Source organism: Lysinibacillus sp. G01H (genome assembly GCF_028872195.1).
GTDB classification, from domain to species: Bacteria; Bacillota; Bacilli; order Bacillales_A; family Planococcaceae; genus Lysinibacillus; species Lysinibacillus capsici.
In genome coordinates, this window is sequence record NZ_CP118397.1 from 1,831,174 (window position 1) to 1,847,127 (window position 15,954).

Annotated in this window: 16 protein-coding genes; 11 read left to right on the forward strand and 5 right to left on the reverse strand. The window is 38.2% G+C overall.

The window, feature by feature from the left end:
• Positions 1 to 326: 326 nt before the first annotated feature.
• Both PSR12_RS08880 and PSR12_RS08885 read right to left on the reverse strand, forming a co-directional pair.
• A complete protein-coding gene (locus PSR12_RS08880; protein ID WP_221680862.1) occupies positions 327 to 1,025 on the reverse strand; it encodes a class I SAM-dependent methyltransferase in 699 nt (232 codons plus the stop codon).
• Between the two features lie 729 nt (positions 1,026 to 1,754).
• A complete protein-coding gene (locus tag PSR12_RS08885; protein ID WP_257521901.1) occupies positions 1,755 to 2,522 on the reverse strand; it encodes a sporulation protein in 768 nt (255 codons plus the stop codon).
• A 111-nt stretch (positions 2,523 to 2,633) separates the two neighbouring features.
• On the opposite strand from PSR12_RS08885, the gene PSR12_RS08890 reads away from it, so the two are divergent.
• The 3 genes from PSR12_RS08890 to PSR12_RS08900 all read left to right on the forward strand — a co-directional run bounded on the left by PSR12_RS08890 (position 2,634) and on the right by PSR12_RS08900 (position 4,661).
• Positions 2,634 to 3,488 carry a LysR family transcriptional regulator gene (locus PSR12_RS08890; protein ID WP_274772720.1) on the forward strand — a complete coding sequence of 285 codons (855 nt, stop codon included), beginning with the start codon at positions 2,634 to 2,636 and terminating at the stop codon, positions 3,486 to 3,488.
• 76 nt (positions 3,489 to 3,564) lie between these two features.
• A complete protein-coding gene (locus PSR12_RS08895; RefSeq protein WP_274772722.1) occupies positions 3,565 to 4,299 on the forward strand; it encodes an urease accessory protein UreH domain-containing protein in 735 nt (244 codons plus the stop codon).
• A gap of 41 nt (positions 4,300 to 4,340) precedes the next feature.
• Positions 4,341 to 4,661 (forward strand): YnfA family protein, encoded by a 321-nt coding sequence (locus tag PSR12_RS08900; protein WP_004229297.1) that lies wholly within the window; start codon positions 4,341 to 4,343, stop codon positions 4,659 to 4,661.
• A 44-nt stretch (positions 4,662 to 4,705) separates the two neighbouring features.
• Here PSR12_RS08900 and PSR12_RS08905 read toward each other — a convergent pair whose 3' ends face one another.
• The 3 genes from PSR12_RS08905 to PSR12_RS08915 form a co-directional block, all read right to left on the reverse strand.
• Positions 4,706 to 5,470, reverse strand: coding sequence for a class I SAM-dependent methyltransferase (locus tag PSR12_RS08905; protein ID WP_274772725.1), 765 nt, complete (start codon positions 5,468 to 5,470; stop codon positions 4,706 to 4,708).
• A 217-nt stretch (positions 5,471 to 5,687) separates the two neighbouring features.
• Positions 5,688 to 7,064: a Na+/H+ antiporter NhaC gene (nhaC, locus tag PSR12_RS08910; RefSeq protein ID WP_257521905.1), complete on the reverse strand. Its 1,377-nt coding sequence runs from the start codon at positions 7,062 to 7,064 to the stop codon at positions 5,688 to 5,690.
• A 101-nt stretch (positions 7,065 to 7,165) separates the two neighbouring features.
• Complete coding sequence (locus PSR12_RS08915; protein ID WP_221683136.1) at positions 7,166 to 7,927, reverse strand: sulfite exporter TauE/SafE family protein; 762 nt, start codon at positions 7,925 to 7,927, stop codon at positions 7,166 to 7,168.
• A gap of 390 nt (positions 7,928 to 8,317) precedes the next feature.
• On the opposite strand from PSR12_RS08915, the gene PSR12_RS08920 reads away from it, so the two are divergent.
• From PSR12_RS08920 to PSR12_RS08955, 8 genes are all read left to right on the forward strand, one after another.
• The gene (locus tag PSR12_RS08920; protein ID WP_004229078.1) at positions 8,318 to 8,938 is read left to right on the forward strand and encodes a DUF47 domain-containing protein; all 621 of its coding nucleotides are present in this window, start codon (positions 8,318 to 8,320) and stop codon (positions 8,936 to 8,938) included.
• A 15-nt stretch (positions 8,939 to 8,953) separates the two neighbouring features.
• Complete coding sequence (locus PSR12_RS08925; RefSeq protein WP_004229076.1) at positions 8,954 to 9,970, forward strand: inorganic phosphate transporter; 1,017 nt, start codon at positions 8,954 to 8,956, stop codon at positions 9,968 to 9,970.
• Between the two features lie 305 nt (positions 9,971 to 10,275).
• Complete coding sequence (locus PSR12_RS08930) at positions 10,276 to 10,974, forward strand: response regulator transcription factor (protein WP_257521906.1); 699 nt, start codon at positions 10,276 to 10,278, stop codon at positions 10,972 to 10,974.
• Positions 10,971 to 12,419, forward strand: a complete 1,449-nt coding sequence (locus tag PSR12_RS08935; protein ID WP_274772729.1) for a HAMP domain-containing sensor histidine kinase — start codon at positions 10,971 to 10,973, stop codon at positions 12,417 to 12,419. The genes PSR12_RS08930 and PSR12_RS08935 overlap by 4 nt, the downstream gene beginning before the upstream one ends.
• On the forward strand, positions 12,416 to 13,489 hold the full coding sequence (locus tag PSR12_RS08940; protein ID WP_274772731.1) for a LolA family protein: 1,074 nt from the start codon (positions 12,416 to 12,418) through the stop codon (positions 13,487 to 13,489). Before PSR12_RS08935 ends, PSR12_RS08940 begins: the two co-directional genes overlap by 4 nt.
• A gap of 9 nt (positions 13,490 to 13,498) precedes the next feature.
• Positions 13,499 to 13,720: a hypothetical protein gene (locus PSR12_RS08945; RefSeq protein ID WP_221683140.1), complete on the forward strand. Its 222-nt coding sequence runs from the start codon at positions 13,499 to 13,501 to the stop codon at positions 13,718 to 13,720.
• Between the two features lie 108 nt (positions 13,721 to 13,828).
• Complete coding sequence (locus PSR12_RS08950) at positions 13,829 to 14,044, forward strand: hypothetical protein (RefSeq protein ID WP_221683141.1); 216 nt, start codon at positions 13,829 to 13,831, stop codon at positions 14,042 to 14,044.
• Positions 14,045 to 14,147: 103 nt separating this feature from the next.
• The gene (locus PSR12_RS08955; RefSeq protein WP_274772734.1) at positions 14,148 to 15,923 is read left to right on the forward strand and encodes a cation:proton antiporter; all 1,776 of its coding nucleotides are present in this window, start codon (positions 14,148 to 14,150) and stop codon (positions 15,921 to 15,923) included.
• Positions 15,924 to 15,954 lie beyond the last annotated feature (31 nt).

Here is a 15,954-nt window from a genome sequence, read left to right on the forward strand (position 1 = left end):
CATTTTGTCTTATTCAATAGTGTTTCTTTTATAATGTTACACATTAAATGAAAAAGCACATTACTAAATGCAAATTTTAGTGATGTGCTTTTTATTTTGACTATTTTTCTCATCTACATTTGTTAAAAGGTTAAACATTTACAATGACTAATTTAAGGGGGGCTAATCATTAGTCTAATATGTATATAATTTATTAAAAAATTTTAATCATTTTATACCTATGTTATTCAACTATAGCCCCTGTTATTGTAGTATAGGAACAATAAAAAATGCAGGTTTAAAGCGTCAAATTGACAATATAAAGATACATTTTTATCTACCTAGAATTATATTTTTCTAAACAGACAAACAATAAAATCTTCGAGACCAAATTCATTTTGACTTAAATTATCGTGCTGCATTTCACGTATCTCAATTTCTTGGAAATTTGAAAAAATTATTTGTAATTTTTCTTTGGAATATCCTATACCACCATGTAAACTTCTATCCATATAATATTGTTTATCGGACAGCGATGATCCGCCGTACTTTCCATTTTCTTTGAAAGCACTGATTGAAAAATAACCATTATTCTTTAAATATTTGTTGATAAATTGAATGTAGGATACTCTTCGATGAGGTGATAAGTGGTGAAAACAACCAGAATCGTATATATAATCAAACTTTTGTGATTGCAGCTTTAAATTAAAGATATTTTCACAAATTAACTGAATGTTTACATTTTGGACATCAGCTTGCTCCTTTGCCCAATCGATTGCTTGTTGTGATAAATCCACAGCGGTTACATTAAAACCTTTTTGAGCTAGATAAATAGCGTTTCGTCCATTTCCGCAGCCAATTTCAAGTACATTACGTGGCTTTATAGTTTCTTTTTCAATATATTTTACTAAATGTTCATCAGGTTTATCACAAAAGAATGGGACATTTCTTTTTTTATCTTTATAAAATGTATCCCAAAATTCTGTTGGCTCTCTTAACAAAGAATCTAGTAATTCATATAAATCTTCATTATTTTTAACTAACATCTAACGCCCTCCTTATGTAATTCAATTGTAATATAAAGGGAGTTTTGTATTGTTACACTATGTTTAAAATAAGATTAAATACCAAATCTACCGAAGTGGAAAGTGCCTCAATAAAGGTATTAAACACGTCTAGAATTCATCCTATCTAAATAAAACGATTAGGAGATAGTAACATATGGTGATAGATAAACATGGCTTATAAAGCATTTAAAGCAGAGCTACTTAAGGGTAAAAATATTATATTATTACATTTATTACAAATATTACATATGAAGAAGTTTTACAAACTTTGTTTGGTAATCTTTCAGAAAATAATGTTATTCAATATTTAATAGAATATCGTTTCCCACTTAGTAGGCTACTAATCCAAAAGAAAAGCAAAGTTCACTTTATAAAGAAAGGAAATTCATATTCTTCTCTTTTATAAACGGGTCTACTTTATTTCAAATTTACACCTTCCATTAATAGGGCTATAGTATAGTCATATCTAACATGTAGAATCCTTTAATTTTTTTATCTTATTTTTATTTAAGTCTTGATAACGAAAAATTGTTTAGTATTACTTCATTTGGTATACATGCCTGTTCTAAAAAAGGTACGACGAATGCTATGTGATTTTATAAACTCATTCTATTAAATAGGGTACGAAAATCATTATGATTTCGTACCCTATTGATGTTGAAATTAAATTTTTATGTTTCAAAAGTGAACGTCTGAAGTTTTTGTTCATTAGGCGTGTTTTGAAATGATTTGCTGAAGCTTTGCTTGCAGTGTCGGTAGGTCATGCATCGTAACCGTTGTGCGAACATAGCTTTCATCCATATCTAATGCTTCAGCAAAAAAGCTACCAATGCCTTTTACTTTGCGATCAATTTGCATTAAAATCTCTGCAGAATGGTTGGATTGAGAAAGGAAAACTAATTCAAGCTCATCTAAATGGCTTCTATATTGTCCAGTGGGTACAAATTCAAATTCTTGGACAAATGGATAGTAGCCTCGGAAGCGTGAAGGAGCTTGTTCACATTCAGCTTCACGTAAACGGAAACCTAATCCACGAATCGCATCTAATATATGACCTGCTAGTGCTGTTGGCTCGACACGAATATAATCCTTATCACTCGGATCGACCGCATTTTTAATATCAAGGCCCGTTTGAATCCATACCTGTGTTTTACCTGCACTAATCGGTGTTTCAAATGGCAATGTTAATGAAATTGGGAAGACTTTTTCCTCGCCTGCGCCCAGTGTGAAAGGCTCTGTTACTTTGACCTTCTGCAGTGTGGCAACCTCTGTATGTTTGTGATCATTCGACTCACGGATATACGTCGTATTGACGGATAGGTAAATCGTGTCGACCTGTTGCTCAACTTGACCGCCTCGCACAATGATTTCCCCCTGCATGACCTCTCCAGCACGATAAGTATCCTTCTCCAATCTTGTATCCACTGTTGCTGAACCTATACCAATACTTGCTAATGCTTTATGAAAAAAAGACATTTTTCATTCCTCCTACTGACATCGTTAGCTATACATACGCTTATGATGAAAAAAGGTTTCAAGACTTACAAATTTTTCGTTATACTAGTTGAAAACGAAAGAGGGATGGCGATGGAAACAGAGTGGCTACGCACATTTATCGTGGCAGCACAAACAGAAAACTTTCGAGAAACGGCTGAAAAACGATTTATTACACAATCGACTGTAACGAAGCATATCCAGCATTTAGAAAGGGCATTGCAAACCCCGTTATTTGATCGACAGAGCAAACAGGTTACGTTAAATCGGCAGGGTGCTTATTTTAGTCAGCAGGCACAAAAAATCCTGTCCGCTTTAGATGAGGGGCTACAACAAATGGATTCCTTCGTAAAAGGCTACACCGCTAAGCTTACGATTGGCGTTGCTCCGCAAATAGCGAATTCAACATTACCAGCTATTATTACAGCATTCCAGCATCGAAAGCCCTCTACTCAGGTAGTGATAGAACTTTTAAAATCCAATGAAATTGGGGAAGCGGTATTTACTGGTGTAATCGATATGGGCTTATCCAAATTAACCTCAACTCGTGAGCTTCACACGGTGATGCTCGCACAAGAACCATTGCATTTAATTGCTCCTATTGCTAAAAAGGAATATGATGCTTTCACCCTTTTACAGCAGGAAACGCTTTTCACACATGAATATGCGCCCTATTGGCAGGAAGTACAACAGGTGCTACAGCAATTTACTAGCCATCAAACAATGCATATTAATCAAACAGAGGTAATCAAGCATTTCGTCAAGCATGGTCTTGGTATTGCCTTGCTGCCTAAGAGTGTGATTGAAGCGGATTGCCAGCAACATCTTCTACATAGCTATTCAGTAAAAGAATTTTCTCATATTGTATCGGATACTTACTTGCTTACAAAGTATGTCTCGGCTGATTATGATGATTTTTTAGTAGCGTGTAATAGCGTGTATGGGTAAAGCCGTTTTCTGCACTGTTTATTCATAATGTACCTTTATACTATTTTAGTAGAAATAATAGATAGAGGGTGTTTAGATGTATAGTATATTGTCCACCATTAGTCAGTTTATTAGTGAACCGCTTACGCAATTTCTACAGGGCTATGAGCATTCTGCCCTGATGATGACCATTCTTCTTGGCTTGATAGGCGCCTTTGCTCCATGTCAGTTAACAGGTAATATGAGTGCCATTACATTTTACGGCAATCGAACACTTCAAAAGAGCAGTAATTGGCAAGAAATTATGTTTTTTATAGTGGGGAAAGTGGTTGTTTTTAGTGTGCTTGGCTTTTGTGCTTGGCTTTTTGGGCAATCATTTGAAACAAAGATGACCGTTTATTTTCCAATCTTTCGTCAGGCTATTGGGCCGATGATGCTGCTAACAGGGCTGGTGCTAATTGGTTTATTCAAATTAACCTTTTTACAACGCTTAACATTGCTGCTGCCGCCTGTAGTAAAAGAGGGGAAAATCGGCTCGTTCTTAATGGGTGCTAGTTTTTCTATAGCCTTTTGTCCTACTATGTTTGTCTTATTCTTTGTGTGGTTAATGCCCCTTGTGACGAGCACTTCCTATGGGTTGCTTTTACCTAGTATTTTTGGCGTAGCGACCGCTGTACCGCTTATCATCATGCTTCTGTTGATCTATGTCTTTGATGCCAAGCGCCTTATCCTACGAAAAAGTATGAAGATGGGAAGGGCTATTCAAATGACAGCAGGTATCCTATTAATTTTAATCGGAATAACGGACACTATTACATATTGGGGCATGTAAGACATGTATAATAGAGTCAAAACGAGAAAGAGAGTTACAGTATGATCGCTATATTATTATTTATTCTTGCGGGAATTGGTGAAATAGGTGGGGGCTATTTAATTTGGCTTTGGTTACGAGAGGGCAAACCTTTTTATTGGGGCATTATTGGCGGTATTGCACTTGCTCTGTACGGTGTTGTTGCAACATTCCAGTCCTTTCCTACCTTTGGCAGAGTTTATGCAGCCTATGGTGGGGTATTCATCGTGTTGTCTATTTTATGGGGGTGGGGCATTGATGGCAAAAAGCCCGATCATTTAGACTTTATTGGCGCAGGGATATGCTTAATAGGCGTCATTGTGATATTGCTGCCTCGCTCTTAGCATGGAAAAAAGGTTACTACAACAGAATAGTAACCTTTTATAATCTATTTTTTACGAGCAATAAAGCGCAGACGATAATAATCAATGACCCATTCATTCTGTTGAAAACACGTTGGCTTTAATAATTCCTCACATGTCGTATAAACCTGTTCTTTCTCATCCGCCTTTAAGTGTTGTAGAAGATTTTCACTAAACATGACCAACCAGTTGCGAAGCCCATCCTGCCCTTGAAGTGGTGTAGGACGTTTATAGAGTGTGATATTCTCGACCTCAAAGCCTGCATTTTCTAATTTTGATTGATATTCCTCGACGCTTGGAAAATACCAAGGGAAATAGTGGTCGATATAGGGAAATTGGAAAGATTCCATACTTTTTTGCAGGGCCCAAACGATGGATGCAATATTGCCTTGTCCACCCATTTCAGCAACAAAGCGTCCATCGTTCTTCAGTGCGCCATAGACGTTTTCGATAACTACATCAGGTTCCTTCATCCAATGAAGTGCGGCATTGGAGAAAACAGCATCAAATTGGTGAGAAAAATGCATCGCTGTAGCTTCCATTGTTTGAAAATTTATGGCAGGATATTTTTGCTGAGCAGCTAAAATCATCGTAGCCGACGCATCAACTCCGAGCACAGAAGCTCCAAGTGCTGATATGTCATTAGCCAAATCTCCTGTACCACAACCCACATCTAAAATATGTTCATTTTTCTGCGGCGCTAGTAGATCGACTAAGCTTGTACCCAATTTTGACACGAAATCATGCTTTTCATCATATAAATGAGCATTCCATTTTGTTTTTGTTGTCATCCTATTTCATCTCCTTTAGTAGAGCATAGCAAAGGAGGACAACCATCAGAAATGCGAAAAATCATGAATTTTGATTCCAAATTGGAATGATAGCTTTCTCTATAACAGCTAGCTTTACACGCTATCAAATTTCCGATTCGATGAAAAATGAAGTCCATAAAATTTTTGAGTAAAATTAAAAGGTAGCTGATGTTTTTTCAGCTACCTTTTGTTATGGTTAAAGCTTTGTTAATGTTTTGCCACTCCAGCCAAACAAGATCGTAAGAATTGGTCCAAGTAAACAGAAGAAGGTGAACGGTAGGTAATCCAATGTGGAAATACCGAGGACACTTGCGATAAAAATACCACAAACACTCCAAGGCACAAGTGGGTTGACGACCGTACCTGCATCCTCCATGACGCGTGAAAGGTTTTTTGGTGCAAGACCAACCTTTGCAAATTGAGCCTTAAAGGCCTCACCAGTTAATAGAATGGATAAGTACTGTTCACCGATCAATGTATTGACACCGATGCCAGTGATCGCAGCACCGGTAATAACCGATCCAGCACTTTTAAATAAACTTTGTACCTTCGCTAAAATGCTTTGAATAATGCCTAATGTGAATAAAAGGCCACCCATTGTTAAAGCAAGTAGAACAAGCGCGATTGTAAATAGCATACTATTCATCCCACCACGAGTGAGCAAGGCGTCTACATCTTTATTACCAGTTTGAGAGACATAGCCATCAAACAGAATCTTGAAGATATCTGAAGCGGGAACTGGGTCAAGTAGAGAGCCAAGACCTACTCCAATAATGGATACAACAGCCAATGTAATGACTGCTGGTGCCTTATAAAAAGTCATGATAACGAGAACAACAATTGGCAATAATGTATACCAATGAATAAGTCCTGTAGACAATAAACCTTCTTTAAATTGTTCCACAGTCTCAAAGGATGTAGCAGCTCCTGTTGGCGAAATAATAGCATAGATTACAAAGGAGATAAGAAAAGCAGGAATGGTTGTCCAGCCCATATTTTTAATATGCTCAAAAAGGTCTACACCAACTGTACCAGAAGCAAGATTGGTTGTATCGGATAAGGGTGACATTTTATCACCAAAGAAGGCCCCAGAAACAATCGCTCCAGCAGTAATGGTTAGCGAGATATCCATGGCACCGGCAATGCCCATAAATGCCACACCAACCGTCGCGACAGTTGTCAGGGAGCTTCCAATAGAAATACCAACGATACTACAAATTAAAAACACGATGGCAAAGAAAAAATTTGGCGAAACAGTTAAAAAGCCATAATAGATAAGGGTTGGGATCGTTCCGCCCATAATCCAGCTTGAAATTAAAATGCCGATAAAAAAGAAAATAAAAACGGCGCCAAGTCCAGCGCTAGCACCCGCAATCATACCACCTTCAAGATCGCGAAAGGGTACTTTTTTCAGTAGTCCATAAGCGAGTAAAATGGCAATCACAAGAAAAATCGGGATATGTGGCGTAGCCTTTAAATAGCCAATACTATAAGCCATTATGGCAATAATTAAAATAGTGATAAAGCTTGCCTCAAGAAATCGAGGGTTACTCTTTGCTTCTATTCGAAACATGTGAATCCTCCTAATACATACTTCTGCGCTTCAATGCGGTGAAGCCCAAAAGTATTATAGCACGCTAATATTTTTTGTCAATTGACTGAAAATTGGTGGTCTTAGAAGAGATAATCCCAAGCATTTTTCAAAATCAATAAACATGTCATGACAATAAAAATGACACGCATCATGTTCGTTCCACGCTTCAGCGCAAATTTGGATCCAAGAATTGCCCCAAAGATCATGACAAAGCCCATCGAAAAACCATATAGAAAATGAACTTCTCCTAAAACTAAAAACATGATTAATGCCGCTAAATTTGAGGTAAAATTAAAAGCTTTTGCATTACCAGCAGCTTGGAGGAAATCATAGCCCATCATTAATAGAATAAAAATAAAAAATGAACCCGTACCTGGTCCAAAAAAGCCATCGTAAAAGCCAATAGCCGCAAATGCACCTATAAAGGCTAAATTTTTAGCTGTGCTAAGTACACGCTCTTGATATTGCTGTCCCCAATCTTTTTTAAACATTGTATAAGCAGCTACAAGGACGAGCATAACAAGCATAAGTGGTTTTAAAATAGCAGGGGATACAAGATGGACAGTAAAGGCACCGAGTAAAGATCCTACAAAGATAAAGGGGAGGATTTTTCCAATTTTCTTGAAGTCTACTTTACCTGCACGTAAAAAAGTTAGCATACTTGTACCATTACTAATGGTATTGGCTAGTTTATTTGTGGCAATAGCTGTACTTGGAGGTAAACCAACAGCCATTAATGCAGGTAAGGAGATGAGCCCACCACCTCCAACAATCGCATTTAAAAAAGAGGCGATAAAAGCAAGTAGTAATAATATTGTGAGTGAAAGTAAATCAATATCCATAAATATGCTCCCATCTTTCTTCATCGCGTATTACCATAGCGTACTGCGAAAGTCAAAAAATCACAATGAAATTCCAACATTTTCATGTAAATTTTGTTTACAATTCCTTAACATTTCACAAGGTAAACAAATAAGCAGGAAAAAGTTTATTTCAAGTATTTTTATAAAAATAAAAGAAAAAATGGGCGTTTTTAAAGAAAAAATCGTGATTTTTAATATTTGATTTCCAACGTTTGCAACTTGGAAAATAGCTTGAAAATAAATGTGGCAAATTTTATATTACAGTTTTGTAAAATCAACAGCAAAGTGTTTAAAATTTTGTTGAATTGTGTAAATGTTTTGTTATGATGGTTCAGAAATCGACAATATTTTTTCAACAGGAGGAACAGGATGTTCAACTCAAACAAGCAAGATCCATTTTTTCAATCACTATTAAAAATCGCGAAAAACGTGAATGAGGGTATTTACTATGCTCATAATGCACGTATTCAAGATATAGATGCACTAAAAGAAATCGCAGATACAATGAAGCAATACGAAACAAGTGGCGATAAATTAATCCATGAGCTAATTGTTATGCTGAATAAATCTTTTATGACGCCAATTGAGCGTGAAGATATTTTAGCCTTAGCCAATAAATTAGATGATGTAATTGATGGAATGGAAGGCTGTATTGCGCACTTCAATATGTACAACCTAACAGAAGTAACAGAGCCAATGCGCCAATTCCTCACATATATTGCGAAGAGTACAGATGAAATGGTACAAGCCATGGAACTGTTAAATAGTAAAAAGCTTGTGGAAATGCGTAAACATGCTATTCAAATTAAGGACAATGAACGTGAATGTGATGAAATTTTCCGTTCTTCAATGAAGCAATTATTCATCCAAGAAAAAGACCCAATGCGTTTGATTGTTTTCAAGGATATTTATGAGCAATTTGAAGACATTGCGGACAGCTGTCAAACAGTAGCAAACACAATTGAAACAATAATTATGCGTAATGCATAAGATGGAGTGTACGAAATGGATACGATCTTATTAATCACCATATTAGTCGTTATTTTCGCACTTGTGTTCGACTTTATTAACGGCTTCCATGATACAGCAAATGCGATTGCTACTTCTGTATCTACCCGTGCCTTAAAGCCACGTACTGCGGTTTATATGGCAGCGGTAATGAACTTCGTCGGAGCGATTACATTCGTTGGGGTAGCCAAAGCCTTAACAAAAGATATTGTGGACCCATTTTCTTTAAATGCCTATGATGGCGATATTACAGGTTCTGTTGTGATTTTAGCAGCCTTATTATCTGCCATTACATGGAATTTATTAACATGGTATTTTGGGATTCCATCAAGTTCTTCTCATACATTGATTGGTTCTGTTGCAGGGGCAGCTATTGCCGCAGCAGGATTTGATATTTTGAACTATGCTGGGTTTATTAAAATTCTTCAAGCACTTATTTTTTCACCATTACTAGCATTCGCAGCTGGTTTCCTGATGATGACATTATTAAAGGTCATCTTTAAAGATATGAATTTATATCGCACGAATAAAGGCTTCCGCACAATGCAAATTGGGACAGCAGCCTTACAATCCTTTACACACGGGACAAATGATGCGCAGAAGGCGATGGGGATTATTACCCTTGCGCTAATCGCGGGCGGCCTACACCAAGGAGATGATATTCCTTTCTGGGTACGTTTTGCTGCAGCAACTGCGATGGGTCTTGGTACATCTGTCGGAGGTTATAAAATTATCAAAACCGTTGGCGGTAAAATCATGAAAATCCGCCCAGTAAATGGGGTAGCGGCAGACTTAGCTTCTGCATCGATTATCTTTGGAGCCACTTTAATCCATTTACCAGTTTCTACAACACATGTTATTTCTTCATCCATCATGGGTGTCGGAACAGCACACCGTGTTAAAGGAGTAAAATGGGGGATGGCACGAAAAATCGTTACAACATGGGTCATCACGATGCCAATCTCTGCTGTCATGGCAGCATTGATTTACTATATTTTAAGTTTATTTTTCTAGTTCGCTAAGGAATGCACAATCATAGTGCATTCCTTTTTTAAATGGGATAAAAATGAAGGATGTAGCGGATAGAACCGGCAAAGTGAAGGATAGCCCGGTTAAAGTAGTGGATAGGAGCGGCAAAGTGAAGGATAGCCCCACAAAAGTGGCGGATAGCCCGGGCAGGAAGAAAAACTGCTTCGATGAAATCGGTAGCCTCCTCCCCTTGTGTAAAGTGCGGATACGCTCTAAGGTAATTATAAAGAAAGTGTAAAGTTCGGAGAAAATCGTTTTTTCCGTAGTAAGGTGAATACAGGAGGAAAATGATGAAGGAAAAGTTACTACTGATTGAGGATGATACAGCGATTGGACGCATTGTGAAGGATACGCTGGAGCAGGAGGGCTATTATGTGACATGGGCTACTACGGGCCTTGAGGGACTGGCAGATTTTCAAACGCAACCTTTCGATTTAGTGCTAGTGGATTGGATGCTGCCAGAAATGGATGGGTTAACGGTTTCTCAAAATATCCGTTGGGAGAGTGATGTGCCGATCCTAATGATGAGTGCCCGCAAGGAAGATGCGGATAAGGTGGAGGGCTTGCAGGGGGCAGACGATTATATCGCTAAACCATTTAGCTTAGAAGAATTAAAGGCACGAGTTGCCTCTCACCTTAGACGATGGCGACGCTACCACAAGCAAGACGTGATAGAAGAGCATACTGCCTATGCGAATGGATTAACAATAGATTGGCAACGAGAAATAGTATGTGTTTATCAGCAAGAAATTGCATTAACTCAAAAGGAGTTTGCTCTTGTTAGGCTGCTAGCTAAAAATCCGAGTCAAACCTTTACAAAAGAAGAACTGTATCAGCATATTTGGCAGCAAGCAACGTTAGAGGACACTCATACTGTCACAGTGCATATTAAGGCTTTGCGAGAAAAGCTCAAGGATTCTGTGAAAAACCCAAATTTCATTCAAACTGTGTGGGGTAAGGGCTACCGTTTTATTGGTGAACCATTATGAAAATAAAAGCGTGGTTACTAATTATGTTTTTTATTGTAATGGTATTACCCATAGTAGGGGCTTATAGCCTTTATGTGTGGATTAATGCTTATTACCAAGATAAAAATGTGGCGGAGTACTTTGACAAGTGGACAGAGCTAAATCAGGTAAAAGACGTCCTTGACAATCCAGTGCTTTATCAAAAAAATGCCGATTTTGAGGAAATAGAGGAACTTACCAATGAGCAGCTGGCGATTACCCTCTATACGAAATCTGGCTATGTTTTATATTCCTCCAACCCCTTGCTAACGGGCTATGTAGGGAAAGAGCGCATGTTAAATGGTTTATATGATTTACAGCAAGCATATAACGCCTTTACATACAAGGAGCCTGTATATCTAAAAGGTGATTTGCTTGGCATCTATGAAATTCAATTACTACGAACAGATTGGGTAAAGGGTGTAGAAAAGCGTTCGTGGCTCGTCATCGCAAGCACGATCCTGTTATTTCTTATTATTTATTTAACTGTCATCTTGTTGCTTCATCGGAAACTGAATCGGCCATTACGTGAACTGATGCAGCAAATGCGTAATTTTGCGAAAGGTCAGCATGTTAAATCAAATCTAAGCGTAAGAAAAGATGAGATTGGGGCACTCGCCAAAACATTTGAGGCGATGCAGGATGAAATTGAAAAGACTCGGGCTTCTTTAAAAGCGGAACAACAGCAAAAAGAAATGATGATTGCAAGTATTTCCCATGATTTGAAAACACCCCTTACAGCCATCCAAGCCTATGCAGAATCTTTACAAAATAAAGGCTTGTCAGAACAGCAGGAGGCAGAATATCAGCAGGTCATCGTTACGAAGGCAGATCGGATGAAGCATATGCTAGAGGATTTAATGATGTTTACATTACTTCAATCAACGAACTATACATTAGAGCTCATTGCTGTGGATGGAGAAGAATTTTTTGACATGGCCCTGTCTGACTATGAACCTTTATGTGAGGAAGAAGGATTTACATTAAAAGTCTTCTGTGCCGTAGATGGGCTCTATGCTGTGCATCCTAAACAACTTCAGCGTGTCATTGATAATTTATTAAGCAATGCATGGCGTTATGGGGAAAAGGGGACAACAATCTGCTTAGCGGCAGTCAATGCTGGAAATGATCCCAAATGGGGCTTTGACTTCTTGAAGTCGGCTTTAAACAAGCAAGAGGGTATGTATATAATTGTACAAAATCACGGAAGAGGTATACCACAGCAGGACATTGTAAAATTATTCGAGCCTATGTATCAAGCAGATTATGCGAGATCAAAGGCTGGTGAACGAGGAACAGGACTAGGCTTAAATATTACAAAACAAATTATTGAAAAACATGGTGGCACTGTCGAATTGCTTTCTAGAGAGAACATTGGAACAGCGGTAATTTGCTGGCTACCACCTTATAAAGGAGTAAAAGAATGATGAATTGGAAAAAATCTTGCCAAGCAGCAGGCTTAATTGCTGTGATGACATTTAGTTTAGTGGGCTGTAATTCAGAGGCATCTTATACACCTCAGGAAATTATCGACCAAGCCCTTCAAGAATCGAAAGAGCCACTCACTTATTATGGCGAATATACGTTAGATATGGGAGAGCTAGGTGGTAAAGCTCAAGTGAAGGAATGGGTAAAGGATAGCAATAGACGGATAGAAATGACAGGTGATAATGGAGAACATGTTATCACAGTCAAAAATGACGCTAAAGTCATTAGCTATGATGTCACTGAAAAGACGGCTTACACAATGGATTATTCACAACACGAATTAGACGGCTTGCAATCACCTAAAGATCAGGTACAGCTTATTTTTAATATGGTTAAAGATACACATGATATCAAGATAGCAGGGGAAGAGAAGGTTGCAGGTAGAGATACGTATAAAATCGTCGCAAAAACGAAGAAAACGGAATCGTTATTTGGAGATATCGAAGCATGGATTGACAAAAAAACTTGGCTGACTTTAAAAATGAAGACAGATAGTGCAGGGACTCATATGATCACTGAGTATTCTAAGCTTAATTTTGGTGAAAAAATAGATGCTCAACAATTTACACTAGATCTACCAAAGGATGTAACGATTCAGGAAATTAGCGGACAGGACACTTCAGCATCCATTTCTTTGGACGACGTAAAGCAGCAGCTTGAAAAGTTTTTATTAGTGCCAGAAGTAAATGGTCTTACCTTAGACAACATATCCATGGTTAAAGGGATAGAGGATCGACCAGAATACTCTTTTGATTATAGCATAGACGGAGAGTTAGCTTTTTTTGTTACGATTTTTAAAGCAGATGCTAGCGTTGCAGATATTGGTCCCATTCTAAATGAAAAAGAAATCGATATTCGTGGACAAAAAGGCACAGTTATGGATGGTGAAAATTTCCGTTCCCTTGCTTGGCAAGAAAACGGCTACCAATATAGTATGGTTGGGCAAAATCCAGCATTAACAGTTGAGGATCTTTTAAGCTATGCGCAACAAATGACCGTTATACAATGAGGTGATACTATGAAAAAAGCGCAAGGACTAAAATGTCTGGCACTATTTTTATTTACCACTATTTTCCTGTATGGGGTAGGGGAAACATATGAGGTGTCTTGGCTACAATTTCATTTTACGGGACAATATCAGGACGTAGGCTTTTATTTCAGTTTTACATCCCTCATTCCAATAGTAATTGGATTATTAATGGTGGGTCTATATGAATCATTGTTAAAAAGATTCATCTAAATAATTAGGAGCAGGATCCGAGTGGTGATCCTGCTTTTTTTATGGTAGAAATATAGGTCATAGATTACAATATTTATATAAAGAGGATACTAATAGGAGGTTTCGTCAATGGCTACATTTCTACATGGCTTTGCTCAACAACTCATTTTCCCCTTGTTTATGATTTTATGCTTTTATTTCACATTAACTTATTTTCATCATCTCAAGACAGGCGATGACCGTGATATTAAGAATACAAAATGGGCAGCAGTGGTGTGTTTAGCTTTCGCTTTGGTTGCACCAGCTCTTTATAATGTGATTACGTTCATGATCATGATGAGGTAAAGTGATAATTTTGGCACAATACGTACATAATGTAAGGTAACAGGTTTAGTCATTCTAAAATGAGGGAATATACATTCATCCTAGGATATTGTAGGTGGTACATATGTTTGACAATTTACTATTTCAGTTACCTTTTATTATTTTTATCGGTTTGTTTTCACAGTGGTTAGCATGGCGATTTCGCATGCCTGCCATTGTCATTATGAGTATCGCTGGGCTCATTATTGGTCCGTTTACAGGGTTAGTGTCGCCAAAAGAGACATTTGGCCCTATTTTTCATACCATTATTTCTCTGGCCGTTGCCGTAATATTATTTGAAGGAAGTTTAAGCCTTGACTTTCGAGAAATACGTGGCTTTAAGAAGTCTATATTGCGTATTTCCACAGTAGGGGCAGCCATCGCTTGGATTGCAGGCTCTACTGCCGCGCATTTTGTTGCTGGGCTATCATGGCCAGTCTCTTTTGTCATTGGTGGATTATTTATTGTGACAGGTCCAACCGTTATTTTGCCTTTATTGAGACAGGCAAAATTGAAGGAGCGACCAGCAGCTATCTTAAAATGGGAAGGCATCGTTGTAGATCCATTTGGCGCATTGTTAGCGCTATTTGCGTATCAGGTCGTTTTGGGTATATATCATTTAGAAGGTGGGACATCTCTAACCGTTTTCTTTGTTTCCGCCTTTTTAGCCGCCCTGTTAGGAGGGGGCGTCGGTTATGTAATGGGACAATGCTTGGAGCGTGGTTTGATTCCAGAGTTTTTGAAATCACCTTTGTTACTCGCTACTATTTTACTTGTTTTTGCCCTAAGCGATGCCATCATGCACGAAACGGGCTTATTGGCTGTGACAGTGATGGGGCTTGTGATGGCCAATATGCATTTAACAAGTCATCATGAGCTGTTGCATTTTAAAGAAAATATTTCGGTTATTTTAATTTCAAGTGTCTTTATCATGCTGACGTCGTCCTTAACCATCGATACGTTATGGCAAATCATTGATTGGCGTATGCTACTATTCGTACTAGCGATGATGTTTATTGTTCGACCGTTATCGATTTGGATTGCGACCATTAATACGGGCTTAACATTGGAAGAACGGGCCTTAATTGGGTGGATTGCACCGAGAGGGATTGTGGCATTAACCGTTTCAGGTTACTTTACAACGGCACTACAAGACGTAGGTTTTCAAAGTGCACAATTATTAACAGCGCTCACATTAGCACTTGTTTTTGCGACAGTGGTTGCTCATGGCTTTAGCATTGGCTGGCTTGCTAAAAAATTAGATCTACAAGCTTCCACAGGGAAGGGTATTGTGATTGTAGGCGCTTCTCCATTTACAACACAGCTCGCAACGTCCCTGCAAAATAACGGGATTGATGTGTTGATGATGGATCGTGCATGGGAAGATTTATCTGCTGCTCGACAAAATGGTATTAAGACAGAAACAGGTGATATTCTAAGCGAGCATACAGAATTTTATGTTGATTTAACTCCCTATGATCAACTAATTGTAGCGACAAAGCAGGACGCCTATAATGTCCTTGTTTGTGCAGACTTTGTTCCAGAATTAGGGCGTCTCAATATTTTTCAAACGGCTTTACATACTACAGACCCAAAAAATTACTCACGGAAGTACGGGGGACAGCTTCTTGTCGATGCACAACATGATATTCATCAGCTCAATGAACTGATAGAGCAAGGGGCACAACTTCGTCAAACGAAAATTACAGAAGTATTTACATGGAAGGATTATGTAGAACAAAATCCTCATGCCGTCTGGGTGTATGCTATAACACAGGATGGAGCTATCGTGTTGGATATGGTCAATAAATATGACGATATAAAACATGAACCGCATACTATCATTAGTTTAATTCGCTAAAATCGGCCGTCTGTTTGTGCAGGGCGGCTGT